The organism is Martelella radicis (assembly GCF_014196625.1).
Taxonomy (GTDB): domain Bacteria; phylum Pseudomonadota; class Alphaproteobacteria; order Rhizobiales; family Rhizobiaceae; genus Martelella; species Martelella radicis.
Genome location: NZ_JACIDZ010000012.1, coordinates 38,226 through 50,979, shown reverse-complemented (window position 1 = coordinate 50,979; position 12,754 = coordinate 38,226). Strand labels below are relative to the sequence as shown.

Annotated in this window: 12 protein-coding genes; 2 read left to right on the top strand and 10 right to left on the bottom strand. The window is 63.8% G+C overall.

Features of this window, described 5'->3' with window-relative positions:
* Window positions 1-33: 33 nt before the first annotated feature.
* Window positions 34-288 (bottom strand): hypothetical protein, encoded by a 255-nt coding sequence (locus tag GGR30_RS16645; RefSeq protein ID WP_183488421.1) that lies wholly within the window; start codon window positions 286-288, stop codon window positions 34-36.
* 149 nt (window positions 289-437) lie between these two features.
* On the opposite strand from GGR30_RS16645, the gene GGR30_RS16640 reads away from it, so the two are divergent.
* Window positions 438-1,043, top strand: a complete 606-nt coding sequence (locus tag GGR30_RS16640; RefSeq protein WP_183488419.1) for an exopolysaccharide biosynthesis protein — start codon at window positions 438-440, stop codon at window positions 1,041-1,043.
* Between the two features lie 19 nt (window positions 1,044-1,062).
* Here the strand turns inward: GGR30_RS16640 and GGR30_RS16635 are convergent, their stop codons facing one another.
* On the bottom strand, window positions 1,063-1,521 hold the full coding sequence (locus tag GGR30_RS16635; RefSeq protein ID WP_183488416.1) for an Lrp/AsnC family transcriptional regulator: 459 nt from the start codon (window positions 1,519-1,521) through the stop codon (window positions 1,063-1,065).
* 113 nt (window positions 1,522-1,634) lie between these two features.
* On the opposite strand from GGR30_RS16635, the gene putA reads away from it, so the two are divergent.
* Complete coding sequence (putA, locus tag GGR30_RS16630; RefSeq protein ID WP_183488414.1) at window positions 1,635-5,045, top strand: bifunctional proline dehydrogenase/L-glutamate gamma-semialdehyde dehydrogenase PutA; 3,411 nt, start codon at window positions 1,635-1,637, stop codon at window positions 5,043-5,045.
* A gap of 197 nt (window positions 5,046-5,242) precedes the next feature.
* Here putA and GGR30_RS16625 read toward each other — a convergent pair whose 3' ends face one another.
* From GGR30_RS16625 to GGR30_RS16590, 8 genes are all read right to left on the bottom strand, one after another.
* Window positions 5,243-6,064, bottom strand: coding sequence for a creatininase family protein (locus GGR30_RS16625; protein WP_183488412.1), 822 nt, complete (start codon window positions 6,062-6,064; stop codon window positions 5,243-5,245).
* Window positions 6,061-7,113, bottom strand: a complete 1,053-nt coding sequence (locus GGR30_RS16620) for an ADP-ribosylglycohydrolase family protein (protein WP_183488410.1) — start codon at window positions 7,111-7,113, stop codon at window positions 6,061-6,063. Before GGR30_RS16620 ends, GGR30_RS16625 begins: the two co-directional genes overlap by 4 nt.
* Window positions 7,114-7,116: 3 nt before the next feature.
* Complete coding sequence (locus GGR30_RS16615) at window positions 7,117-8,052, bottom strand: carbohydrate kinase family protein (RefSeq protein ID WP_183488409.1); 936 nt, start codon at window positions 8,050-8,052, stop codon at window positions 7,117-7,119.
* Window positions 8,049-9,152: an ABC transporter ATP-binding protein gene (locus GGR30_RS16610; protein WP_183488406.1), complete on the bottom strand. Its 1,104-nt coding sequence runs from the start codon at window positions 9,150-9,152 to the stop codon at window positions 8,049-8,051. The genes GGR30_RS16615 and GGR30_RS16610 overlap by 4 nt, the downstream gene beginning before the upstream one ends.
* Window positions 9,145-9,972 (bottom strand): nucleoside phosphorylase, encoded by an 828-nt coding sequence (locus GGR30_RS16605; RefSeq protein ID WP_183488404.1) that lies wholly within the window; start codon window positions 9,970-9,972, stop codon window positions 9,145-9,147. The genes GGR30_RS16610 and GGR30_RS16605 overlap by 8 nt, the downstream gene beginning before the upstream one ends.
* Window positions 9,973-9,985: 13 nt before the next feature.
* Window positions 9,986-10,780, bottom strand: a complete 795-nt coding sequence (locus GGR30_RS16600; RefSeq protein WP_183488402.1) for an ABC transporter permease — start codon at window positions 10,778-10,780, stop codon at window positions 9,986-9,988.
* Complete coding sequence (locus GGR30_RS16595; RefSeq protein WP_183488400.1) at window positions 10,777-11,625, bottom strand: ABC transporter permease; 849 nt, start codon at window positions 11,623-11,625, stop codon at window positions 10,777-10,779. The genes GGR30_RS16600 and GGR30_RS16595 overlap by 4 nt, the downstream gene beginning before the upstream one ends.
* Before the next feature lie 72 nt (window positions 11,626-11,697).
* Complete coding sequence (locus GGR30_RS16590; RefSeq protein WP_183488398.1) at window positions 11,698-12,729, bottom strand: extracellular solute-binding protein; 1,032 nt, start codon at window positions 12,727-12,729, stop codon at window positions 11,698-11,700.
* Window positions 12,730-12,754 lie beyond the last annotated feature (25 nt).

The window sequence follows — 12,754 nt, the reverse complement described above, 5'->3', positions numbered from 1 at the left end:
CCGAAAATCGATTCCGATTTTCGGGCCGATGCACTAGCGCTTCGAGCGTGCTTCGGCGCCGTCGACGATGGCCCGGATGGTATCGGCAACGCGATACTGGAAGGCAAAGGAGCTGTCGGGATCAAAGCCCGGGTCTTCCTCCTGCCCCTTGACGGTCAAGAGCCCGTCCAGCGCGGCGCGGAACACCGCCCGGTTCTCCCCTTCGGGAAGGGCGGCGGCGAGCGCGATCAATACTTCCTGATGCGCCGCAATCTGCGCTTCGAGCCTCTCAAGACGTTCTTCCGACATGTTGTCCTCTCAAGCTTGTCCTTTTCATAAACAGGGCACAGCCGGCGTGATAAATCAATGGTGCGGGCGATGATGCGGATTGGGGGAACCGGATCGCTGTCCGTGGCGTTTGAACCGAAATGCACCCTCGATAGCGGCAGGAGTTTTTCTTGGAACAAGCCGATACGGCCGAGCATGAATTCCGTTCCCTGACGGAAATCGTCGAACGCACCATCGAAGAGACCGGAGGCGGAACCGTCTCCGTCGAACACCTGATGCGTTCATTCGGCCACGCCTCCTTCATTCCGCTTCTCATCCTGCCGGCTCTGATCCTGATCACGCCCCTGAGCGGCGTGCCGGGGCTTTCCACCGTCTGCGGCCTGATCATCATGCTGATCGCGGGACAGCGGCTTGTCGGCCACAGGCAGATCTGGCTGCCCGGCTGGATCCGCCGCAGGACGATGAAGACCGCCAGCCTTCATGCCGGGCTGGAGAAGATCCTGCCGTTTACCCGCTTCGTCGACCGGATCAGCCGCAAGCGGCTGACTTTCCTGTTCAAGCCGCCGCTGATCATGGTGCTGCCTCTTGCCTGCACGCTCTTCGGCGCGGTGATGCCGCTGATGGAGATCGTTCCGTTCTCGTCGTCGCTGATCGGCGTCGCCGTGACGCTGATCGCCTTTTCGATGCTGACCCGAGACGGCCTTTTCGCGCTGCTGGCGCTTGCGCCCGTGGGGGTTGTCATCTGGGCCGTCACCAGCATCCTGACATCGCTCTGACGCACCGCAGGAAGAAAGGTCAGACGGCCACCCAGCTCTGGTCGACAACCGCTTCCATCGCCACATAGCTCGTCGTCCAGCTGACAAAAGGCAGCTCGGAAATCTCTTCCGCCATGATCCGGCGGAAATGCTCCATATCGCGTGAGCGGACCTTGATCTGGTAATCGAAGCCGCCGGCGATCAGATAGCATTCCTCGATTTCCGGGATCTGTCGCACCGCCTCGTTGAACTGCTGCAACGCCTTTTGCCGGGTGTCGCTGACCTTCACCGTGACATAGGTGACATGGGTAAGACCGAGCTTGATCGGCGACAGCATGGCGCGGTAGCCCTTGATCAGTCCCATATCCTCCATCTGCCGGACCCTGAGCGCGACGGGGGTCTTCGACAGGCCGACCTTGCGCGCCAGATCCGTCATGGAGATGCGCGCGTCAACGACCAGTTCCTCGAGGATTTTCCGGTTGATGGGATCGATTTCCATCGCCTGATCCTGGTTTTCATTGTTTTTTGTTACGAATGGCTAAATAAATATCGAAAACTGGTCGCATCGTCCACGCAATTGACGTTAGTCTGGCAAAAAACGAGGAGCAGAATTTGGCCAAAAACACCTTCCCAGCGCTCGGTTCCGAGCAGAAATTCGCCCCCGATGCCCCGTTTCTCAAAGCCCTGAGCGAACGGGCGGACATCACCCCGGACGAACGCAAGGCGATCAGCAAGCGGGCCGCCGATCTGGTCCGGCGCATCCGCTCGGAAAGCAAGCCGACGCTGATGGAGCACTTCCTGGCTGAATACGGGCTTTCCACACGGGAAGGCGTGGCGCTGATGTGCCTGGCCGAAGCCATGTTGCGCGTGCCGGACAAGTTCACCATGGACGCGCTGATCGAGGACAAGATCGCACCTTCGGAATGGAACAGCCATCTGGGCACCGCCGCTTCCTCGCTCGTGAACGCCTCCACCTGGGCGCTGATGCTGACCGGAAAGGTGCTGGACGACCGAAACGACCCCGGCATCGCCACCACGCTGCACGGCCTCGTCAAGCGCATGGGCGAGCCTGTGATCCGCACCGCCGTCCTGCGCGCGATGAAGGAAATGGGCCGACAGTTCGTGCTCGGCGAAACCATCGAGGACGCGCTGAAACGCGGCGACAGCCGCATGAAGCAGGGCTTTACCTATTCCTTCGACATGCTCGGCGAGGCGGCGATGACCGCCGATGACGCCGCGCGCTACGACCGCCACTACACAAACGCCATCAAGGCGATCGGCAAGGCCGCCGTCCACGAGAAGATCGTCGACAATCCCGGCATTTCGATCAAGCTTTCCGCCCTTCATCCGCGTTACGAAGTCGCCAAGGAAGAGCGCGTGATGGAGGAGCTGGTTCCGATCGTCAAACGCCTCGCCTTTCAGGCAAAGCACGCCGGTATCGCGCTGCATATCGATGCCGAGGAACAGGCCCGTCTAGCGCTTTCCTTCAAGGTGATCGATGCGGTGATGGCCGATCCGGCGCTCGACGGCTGGGATGGTTTCGGCGTCGTCGTCCAGGCCTATGGCAAGCGCGCCGATGCCGCTCTCGACGCGCTTTACGACATGGCGACGCGCTATGACCGCAAGATCAATGTGCGGCTGGTGAAGGGCGCCTACTGGGACACGGAAATGAAGCTTGCCCAGGTCAACGGCATGCCGGACTTTCCGCTCTATTCCACCAAGGCGGCCACCGATGTCGCCTATCTCTGCCTGGCGCGGAAGCTGTTTTCGATGGGCGACCGCATCTTCCCGCAATTCGCCTCGCACAATGCCCATACGATTGCCGCCGTTCTGGAACTCGCCGATGGCCGCCCCTACGAGCTGCAACGCCTTCACGGCATGGGCGAGCGCCTGCATGACATCGTGAAGAAGGAAACCGGCGGGCATTGCCGGATCTATGCGCCGGTCGGCGCGCATCGCGATCTCCTTGCCTATCTGGTACGCCGCCTTCTGGAAAACGGCGCCAACTCCTCCTTCGTCCACCAGATCGTCGACACCAGCATTGCACCGGAAACCGTCGCCAGCGATCCCTTCGAGGCTGTGAAGACGGCCAAGCCGCCGGCGGCGCTGAAGAAGCCGGCCGATATCTTCGGCGAAGGCCGGGTGGCGGCGAAGGGCTGGGACACGACGGCGGACGACGTGCTGGCCGCCATCGAGGAAGCGCGCGACGTCCCCCTTCCCGACGGCAAGCCGCTCACCGTTTCCGAACCGACCGGCAAATCCGTGACCATCACCAACCCGGCAACGGGCGAGACAATCGGCACGGTGCTGGAGGCCGACGAGGCGACCGTTGCCCGCGCCTTCGATGACGCCGCCACCTGGGATGCGCCTGCATCCGAGCGCGCCGCCGCGCTGCGCAAGGCCGCCGATCTCTACGAGGAAAACTACGGCGTGTTGTTCGCGCTTCTCGCCCGCGAAGCCGGCAAGACCATTGCCGATGCCATCGGCGAGGTGCGCGAGGCGGTCGATTTCCTGCGCTATTACGCCCGCGAGGGCGAGAACACGGTGCGGGCCCCGCGCGGCATCATCTCCGCCATCAGCCCGTGGAACTTTCCGCTGGCGATCTTCACCGGCCAGATTTCCGCGGCCCTGATGGCCGGCAATGGCGTGCTCTGCAAACCGGCTGAACAGACGCAGATGATCGCCCACAAGGCCGTCGAGCTCCTGCATGAGGCGGGCGTGCCGAAATCGGCCCTCCAGCTTCTGACCGGCGACGGCCCCACCGTTGGCGCGGCGCTGACAGCCGACAGCCGCGTTTCCGGCGCTGTCTTCACCGGCTCGATCGACACGGCCAAGCTGATCGAGAAATCGATTGCCGAAAACCTTGCGCCCGGCACGCCGCTGATTGCCGAAACCGGCGGGCTCAACGCCATGATCGTCGATAGTACGGCGCTTCCCGAACAGGCCGTGCGCGATATCGTCGCCTCGGCCTTCCAGTCGGCCGGCCAGCGCTGCTCGGCGCTACGCTGCCTCTACATTCAGGAAGACACGGCCGAGCATCTGATCGAGATGATCAAGGGCGCGATGGACGAACTTGCCGTTGGCGACCCCTGGCTGTTTTCCACCGATGTCGGCCCGGTCATCGATGCCGAGGCGCGTGACGGTATTGCCGCCTATCTCAAGGAAAAATCCGGTAGCATCATCCATCAGTTGAAGGCGCCGGAGACCGGCACGTTCATCCCGCCGACCATGCTCAGGGTCAGCGGCATTGATGATCTGGAGCGCGAGATCTTCGGCCCGGTTCTGCATGTCGCCACCTACAAGGCGCGCGATCTGGAGAAGGTTGTCGAGAAGGTCAACGCCCGAGGTTACGGCCTGACCTTCGGCCTCCACACCCGCATTGACGACCGGGTGCAGGACGTGTCGGAGAGCATCCGTGTCGGCAATATCTATGTGAACCGCAACCAGATCGGCGCGGTCGTCGGCTCGCAGCCCTTCGGCGGCGAGGGACTGTCCGGCACGGGCCCGAAGGCCGGCGGCCCCGACTATCTGCCGCGCTTCCTGACGCCCGAGGCAGGCCAGAGCGGCGGTAAGGACTGGACGGACAATGCCGACATGAAACCGGTCGAGGCCATGCTGTCGGCGCTTGCCGAAGTAAAACTCGGCGAGGAGCTGATGCCCGGCGTTACCGGCGAGCTCAACCGGCTTGCCTTCTACACCCGCCCGCCGCTTCTCTGCCTCGGCCCCGGCAAGGAAATCGCCGCGGCCCAGAAGGCCGCCGTCGAGGCGCTGGGCGGTCGCGCCGTTGCCGTCGACGGCCATGTCGAGCCGGAAAGGCTGATGACGCTTGAGGGCTTTTCCGGCGCTCTCTGGTGGGGGGACGAAGACGTGGCACGGGCCTTTGCCGCAGCGCTTGCCAAACGTTCAGGTCCCGTCCTGCCGCTGATCACCGCGATGCCGGACAAGGCGCATGTGGCCTACGAACGCCACCTCTGCGTCGACACCACGGCATCGGGCGGCAATGCGAGCCTCCTGGCGGGGTGAGAATAGCCGACAACATCAATCTCCCCCCTTGAAGGGGAGATGTCGCGAACGCGACAGAGAGGGGTATGTGGCATAAGCCGTCTGCTCCGTGCTCTCGGATAGTGTTCACCCCCCTCTGCCCCTGTCGGGGCATCTCCCCCTCAAGGGGGGAGATCGGGTTCAGCAAGCATGCGTTCGATGCGCTCGAGGCCCTCACCTCAAGCCCGGTACTTCTCCGGCGGCCAGTTGTCCGACGGCATCGGGGCGTTCGCCAGATCGGTGATCAGCGCCGCAAGGCTTGCCGCCGTGTGCTCCAGCAACGCCCTGCCCTTTTCCGCCGTGGCGCGGCTCGCATCGCCGGTCACGCCATCGGCATTGAGGTCCTGCGCCTTCCAGCCGAGGCCGCCGACGCGTCCGCCGCCGGGATTGGCGGAAAGCTGCTGCGTACCCGCTTCGATTTCATCGACGGAAGAACGGAAATCGCCAAGATTCTCCATCACCACCAGTTCCGGATGCAGCGCCAGCATCAGCGATGTCTCGATATCGCCGCCGTGAAAGCCGGTGCGGATCTCGTCATCGGCGAAAAGCCCTTCCGGATAGCCGGCCTCAAACCAGGTGGCATAGGCGCCGAGGATATTGTGGCGCACGCGCTGATCGAGCGCGACCGTCGCCAGAAGCCCCGCCTGGCCGCCATGGCTGTTGAAGATCAGGATGCGTTTCAGCCCGGTGGAGCGCACCGCGCAATCAAGCACCCGCGTCCAGGATTGCATCAAATCGGGCGCGGGATGGGCGAGCGATCCGGCATAATCGAGATGTTCCTGAGACGCGCCGACCGGCTGCAGCGGCAGGACGACGGCCGGAACATCATCGCCAAGCTTGTTGAGCGCGGCCGAGACAATGCCGCTATTGATCAGGCAATCCGTGCCGACAGGCAGGTGCGGGCCATGCTGCTCGGTCGCGCCGACAGGCAGAACCGCCACCGTGTTTTCCGGCAGCGCCGCATGGTCCGGCGATGTCATTTCCAGCCAATAGCGCTTCATGCGTGTTCTCCCGCAATCACTTGTTCATTGAATGTCGCAAGCCCCTCGGCAACGCCCGCCAGATCAAGCCCGTTCACAGTCGAGACCTCCTCGACCAGTTGAGCCGGAATGCCCGCCGCGCCGTTCCAGGCAGCGGCAACCGCGCCTGCGATCATCGCGATCGTGTCGCTGTCATTACCGCCATTGACGGCAGCGACGATTGCCGTCCACGGGTCGCCGTCAGCGGCGGCGACAAGGCCGAAAGCATGCGGCACGGCTTCGGACATGGCAACGCCATTGCCGATCACCTCGATCAGTTCGGCGCGCGCGGCCTCGATATCCGCCTTGTAGCGGATACCGATCTCGACCGCGATCTCGATGCGGCGGGCAACGCCTGCGCCGCCGACGATGCGGCCGGTTGTGCGCGCTTCCACCTCGCCGAGCCGCGCGCCTTCAAGCGCTGCCTCGACAATCGTCATCGACCGCTCGGACGAAAGCCCGACGGCGATGGCGCCGGCAACGGCGGAGGCGCCGGCATAGGCAATCTGGGTGTTGTGCGTCGGCGCCGACATCAGGCAGGCAATGCGCACGGCCTCGGAAAGATTGCCGGCGGCGGCACAGCCTGCCGTCGGTGCGCGCATGGCCCCGCCATTAGAGGTGCCGAACATGCAGGAATAGGTCTCGGGCGTGGCGACGGCTTCCGCGGGCGCGCCGGCGCGCATGGCCTCGACTGCAATGCGGGTGGTCGGCCCGGCAAAGCGCTGGAACATTTCCTCGTCATGCGACCAGTCGATGAAGCCGGCAATCGCGTCGGCGGAGACCGGCGCACGCTCAAGCCCGATGATGCGCTTGGCCATGGCCAGCATCTGCGTCGCATCATCCGTCAGCCGGCCCGGCGCGAGACCCTTGGCGAAGGGGGATTTTTCCGGCGGCGTGCGGAATGCCGTCACCGGTCCGCCGAATACCCGGATAATCTCGTCGGGATGCATGCATTCGGTGGCGGCTCCCAGCGCATCGGCGACGCAGGCGGCCGAAAGCACGGCCTCGATTGCTTTGGACGTGGTAGCCATTTTCTACAGTCTTTCCTTCATCTTGTCTTTCATCAGGGCTTCCGCGGCTGCAGCGTCGCACCGTCCCGTTTCCAGGAAATGCGCGGCAGCGGCCGTGCCGAAGGCGAGCGCCTTTTCGAATTTGCGGCCGCGCCGCATGGCAGTGGCAAGGCCTGCCAGAAACACATCGCCCGCACCCGTCGTGTTGCGCGGCGTCACCTTGAAGGCATCAAGGTAGAACACTGCATCGCCATCGATTGCGACCAGTCCCCCCGAGCCGAGCGTGACGACTGCCTTGCGCGCCCCCGCGCCGGACAGAAAGTGCGCCAGATCTTCAGCGGCTTCGCCAATCGGACGATCATTGCCCGTCCGCGCCATCCAAGCCTCCAGCACCTGTCGGTTGGTGACCACCAGCGAGGCGAAGGGCAGGATGTTTTCCATCGCCTGCCAGCCCCAGCGTTCGATCTCCGGCAATTCCAGATCGATCATCCGGTCGATGCCGGTTTTCGCTGCGCGATCGAACATGCGCGCCACGGCTTCCGGATGGAAGAAATTGGAGACGACCGTATCGCCTGCCTGCAGCGAAACACGGTCGCCGATCACCGCCAGCGTCTCGACGGGAACGGGATCGATCAGGATCGCCTTCTCGCCGGTGCGATCGACGATGATGGTGGCGGAGGCCGTGACGCTGTCGGCCTTCACGTCGACGGCCTCGGTGCTCATGTCGCGCTCGGCGAGCCACTGCATCAGTATCGCGCCCTCGCCGTCATCGCCGATTGTGGAGACCAGCCGCGCATCCTCGCCGAGCCGGCTCAGCGCCCAGGCGCAATTCAGCGGCGGACCGCCGGCGCGTTCTTCCTTTTTCTTGATGAAGGCTTTCTCGTCGTGGCCCGGCAGGTCATCGACGGTCAGCACCCGGTCGAGCACAAGCGGCCCGAGGCAATAGATCGCGCCGTTCATGAGTGCGCGACCCTGGCGCCGGTGTCGGGATCGAAGAGCAGCGGCTCGGCCTCGTCGATGCGGATATGGGCGACTTCGCCGAACTGCGGCGGGCGCTCGCGCGTCGGCACGGCGATACGGTGTTCGCCGAGCGCCACATGCACCAGCCAGGAGCCGCCGATATATTCGCTGGAATGCACCTCGCCGGTGATCGTCAGCGGACCGGGTTCATCGGCGAAGGAGAGCCGGTCGGAGCGGAGCCCCAGCAGCACCGGCTTGCCGTTTTGCATCGCGATTGCGGCGGCGAGTGAGCTCGATGGGGTGAAGGCCGTGCCGCCAATGCCGTAGCCCTCGCCTGTCTTTTCCACCGGCAGAAGGATCGCCGGCGGGCTGCCGACAAAGGTTGCCACGAAGGCGGATGCCGGATGCTCGTAGATCGTCTCGGGCGTATCATGCTGCAGCACATAGCCATTGGCCATCACCGCCACGCGGTCGGCCATGCTCATCGCCTCCTCCTGGTCATGGGTGACCATGACCGTCGTCAGTCCGATGCGCTCATGCAGTTCGCGGATATCGACGCGGACGCTCTTTCTGAGCACCGCATCGAGATTGGAAAGCGGCTCGTCGAGCAGCAGAAGCTTCGGCCGGATGACCAGCGCACGGGCGAGCGCCACGCGCTGCTGCTGACCGCCGGAAAGCGCATTCGGCATGCGGGCCGAAAGCCCATCGAGCTTGACCAGGTCGAGCGCCTCTTCGACGCGGTCATCGGCCTCCTTGCCCTTGATGCCGCGCATGTCGAGGCCGAAGCGGATATTGGCATCGACCGTCATGTGCGGAAACAGCGCATAGGACTGGAAGACAATGCCGATATCGCGCCTGTAGGTCGGGATGGCATCGAGCCCCTCGCCCGCCAGCGCCATCTGGCCCTCGGTCGCCTTTTCAAGGCCGGCGATGATCTTCAGCAAGGTGGTCTTGCCGCAGCCGGAAGGACCGAGCAGCGCCAGGAATTCGCCCTTGCGCACATTGAGGGACACGCTTTTCAGCGCCGGCTCGCCGCCGCCGCCATAATGCTTCATCACCTTCTGGATCACCAGATGGTCGGGTGCGTGCTTCTCAGCCATTGGCGTCCTCCCGGAAAAGCCTTGCAAGCGCGGTAAGCCCGACCGTGATCGCCGCCGTCTGGCCGGAACCGGATTTGTGCAATTCGCCGGTCACCACATTGTCGCCGACCGAGCAGACGGCCCCGCCGCGCCGGCCGTAAAGGCTGCAGAGCGTCAGGATCGCGGCGGCCTCGCGGTCGGTGTTGAGCACGCCGGCGCGGCTCCAGTAATCGATGATCTGCTTGTGGTCTTCCTGCAGATAGCCGCCCGGCCCCGGCTTGCCCCAGCCGCAATATTCGCTGTCGCCCGAACGGGTGATGCCAATGTGATAGGGATGGCCAACCTCATCGGCCGCCGCCTTCATCGCGCCGACCACCTGCCAGTCGGCAACCGCCGGATATTCGGGACGCACATGCGCCTTGGTCATACCTTCGTCGCGCACCGCGCCGGAGGAGATGACGATATCGCCGACGCCAACCTTCGGGCTCCACGCGCCGCAGCCGCCAATGCGGATGACGGTGGTGCAATCGGTGAAGTTGAACAGGTCCATCAGTGCCAGTTCCGCCTCGGGCGAACCGGAGCCGCCGGAAACGATCGAGATCGGCGCGCCGTCATAAGTGCCCGTCACCGTGGTGAAGAGGCCGGTCTTTGCCGAGATTTCGGCGTTGTCGAGGGCGGCGGCAAGGGAGTCCTCCTCCGCGCCGTCACCGACGACCAGCGGATCCTTGACGGCGAGCACCACATAAGGGGCGATGCGGTCGCGTTTGAAGCCGGTCAGCAGCGGCACGCCGTCGCGCACGAAATGCGGCATGGTTTTGAGATAGCGGTATTCTTCGGACATTGTTCTTTCTTTCTCAAAGACGGCGTGACCATTTGAACATGAATTCGCCGATCAGCGCGGCGACAAGGATGAAGGCGACGATCGCCGAACCGATGGCAAGCGTGATTGGATCGATGCCCTGGCTTCGAAGCTGGGCGTAAAGCCGGACCGGAAAGGTGATCCAGCGCGCGCCGGCAATCAGCGAGGAAACAATCACATCGTTGAAGGAGATCAGCACAGAGAAGGCAGCCGATGAGACAAGCCCCGGCATGGCAAGCGGCAGGGTGATGCGGCGGACAACGCGGCCGGGTGACGCGCCAAGCGTGGCGGCGGCCTGTTCCAGAAGCGGATCGAGATCGGCAAAGGTGGAAACCATGATGCGCACGGAAAAGGGCATGGTGATCACCGCGTGGGCGAGCACCAGTGCCGGCAGTGTGCCGGACATGCCGAGACGCGAATAGATCTGCAGAAGCGCAATCGCCCAGACGATCAGCGGCAGCACCAGCGGGGTCATCAGGATCGCCTCGACAATCCGCCCGCCGGCGGGCCGGTAGCGCACCAGCGCGAAGGCCGCCATGGCGCCGAAGAGGACGGCGATGAAACCTGCAAGGATTGCGACCAGCAGCGAGACCGACAGCGCGCTTTTATACTCACGGCTCTCAAGGGCCGCCTCGTACCAGCGCAGCGAATAGGTATTGGGCGGAAAGCGGAAGAAGCTCGCATCGTCGAAGGACGCGAAGATCAGCACCGCGATCGGCGCCAGAAGAAAAACGAAGGCGAGAACGGTCCAGACAAAGCGGGCCGAAACCGCGAACCCATAGGTCTTCATGCGGGCCTCCGTGCGAGCAGTTTCGAGGCAAACGAGCCGATGGCAAGGCCGAGCGCGAGGATCGCCAGCATGACCACGGCGATTGCCGAGGCAAACGGCCAGTCCAGCACAAGCGAGGCCTGCTGATAGGCCATGGTGCCGAAGGTGGCGATCTTGCCCTGGCCGAGGATCTGAGGCGTGACAAAGGAGGTGAGCGAGGCGCAGAACACCAGCACCGAGCCGGCAATGATGCCCGGCGCGATCAGCGGCAGGATGACGCGCCGCCAGACGATGAATGTCGGCGCGCCCAGCGTTTCGGCAGCGGCCTCCACATCCTTCGGCAGGCGGGAAAGCGCGTTGACCAGCGGCAGCAGCATCAGCGGCAGGAAGGCCTGCACCAGGCCGATGATGACGCCCGGCACCGTGCCGAGGAACTTGACGCTGCGAGTAATCAGGCCGAGGTCCTTGAGGATGGAGTTGATAACCCCGAGCGGGCCAAGAAGATGCAGCATGCCGAGTGTGGGGAGCAGCGCGCCGGAGACGAGCGGCACCAGAATGAGGGCTAGCAGCAGCCCCTTGGCGCGGCCGGCGCTGACGGCGATCTGGCGCGCCATCGGCAGCGCGATGACAAGGGAGATCGCGGTTGCCGCGGCGCTCATCCAGATTGTGCGGAAGAACACCTCGGCGAAGTATGTATCGGACACCAGCCTGGCGTAATTGGCCGCGGAAAAACCTTCCGCCATCAACAGCGAGCCTTCCCCCTGCACCCGGAAACTGGTGACGAACAGCCACAGGAAGGGAAGCAGAAAGACGATGCCCGACAGGATGAGTGCCGGCATCAGCAGCATGAGCGCGCGTTTGTTCATGAAAATCACCGGGTTGCCGCGTCACCGAAATGCCGCCGCACCGGTTTCGGCGCGGCGGCAGGGGGCGTGGGCTTACTGCTCGAGCAGTTCCTTGTTCCAGCGCTGGGTCCAGTCGCTGCGCTGCTCGATCACATAGGGCCAGTCAAGCTGCACCAGGCTTTCGACCTCTTCCGGCGTGTCGATCACGTCGGCGGAGGCTTCCTCGGAGAGTTCGACCATGGAGTTGGTCGGACCGAAGAAGATCTGCTCGGCGTAATCGGTCTGGTTTGCAACGCCGAGGGCCTTCTCGGCGAACATTGCGGCGAGTTCGGGCTCGGGGCTGTCCTTGACCAGGCACAGCATGTCGCGCACCAGAACCGGGCCGGGATCGGTCGGGAAGGAGAAACCGATATCGGGGTGTTCCTTCAGCGCGGAAAGCACGTAGCCGGAAATCATCGGCGCCATGGCCACTTCGCCGGCATCCATCATGGCGAAGATCTCGTCGAGATTGGTGTAGGTCATGGCGATCGGCTTCAGGCCCTGAAGCTTTTCGAAAGCGGCATCGGGATCATGCTCGTCGGCGCCGGCAAGGCGCGCGGCCACGCCGATCAGGCCATCGCCCTCCGAACCCGGATACTGGGCAACGGCAATCATGCCGTTATATTCCGGGTCCCACATATCTTCCCATTCCGGCGCTTCGGCAACGATGTTCTTGTTGTAGGCAATGCCGAGGCCGACCAGCGACATGGCATAGCAGCCATTGTTCATGCCGTCCCAGATGGCCTTGTACATGTCGGTTTCCGGATCGGGCGGCAGAACGATGCCATCGGAAAGCGCCTGCGGAGCCTCGTACATGTTGAGGAAGGCGACATCCATGGTCGGATTGTCCTTTTCCGCATAGATTCGGGCCATGCGGTCGCCCGTGCCGCCGAGGACGAATTCGACGGAAGCGCCGGTTTCCTCTTCGATCGGCTCGGCAACGTTTTCGCGCAGCAGACGCTCGATATCGCCGCCCCAGACGCCGACAACGAGCGTGTGGCCGGAATAATCGTCAGCGGCAAAGGCGCCGGCGGCGGGCAGGCCGATGGCGCCGGCAAGAAGGGCTGTGGTCAGTTTCTTCAGCATGATGTTCCAATTCCCCTTGTTTGTC

Coding starts and splice junctions, on each gene's coding strand:
- GGR30_RS16615 (WP_183488409.1), bottom strand. CDS start 8,052: ATGAACGGCGCGATCTATTGCCTCGGGCCGCTTGTGCTCGACCGGGTG.
- GGR30_RS16645 (WP_183488421.1), bottom strand. CDS start 288: ATGTCGGAAGAACGTCTTGAGAGGCTCGAAGCGCAGATTGCGGCGCAT.
- GGR30_RS16635 (WP_183488416.1), bottom strand. CDS start 1,521: ATGGAAATCGATCCCATCAACCGGAAAATCCTCGAGGAACTGGTCGTT.
- GGR30_RS16590 (WP_183488398.1), bottom strand. CDS start 12,729: ATGCTGAAGAAACTGACCACAGCCCTTCTTGCCGGCGCCATCGGCCTG.
- GGR30_RS16600 (WP_183488402.1), bottom strand. CDS start 10,780: ATGAAGACCTATGGGTTCGCGGTTTCGGCCCGCTTTGTCTGGACCGTT.
- GGR30_RS16625 (WP_183488412.1), bottom strand. CDS start 6,064: ATGAAGCGCTATTGGCTGGAAATGACATCGCCGGACCATGCGGCGCTG.
- GGR30_RS16620 (WP_183488410.1), bottom strand. CDS start 7,113: ATGGCTACCACGTCCAAAGCAATCGAGGCCGTGCTTTCGGCCGCCTGC.
- GGR30_RS16595 (WP_183488400.1), bottom strand. CDS start 11,625: ATGAACAAACGCGCGCTCATGCTGCTGATGCCGGCACTCATCCTGTCG.
- GGR30_RS16610 (WP_183488406.1), bottom strand. CDS start 9,152: ATGGCTGAGAAGCACGCACCCGACCATCTGGTGATCCAGAAGGTGATG.
- GGR30_RS16605 (WP_183488404.1), bottom strand. CDS start 9,972: ATGTCCGAAGAATACCGCTATCTCAAAACCATGCCGCATTTCGTGCGC.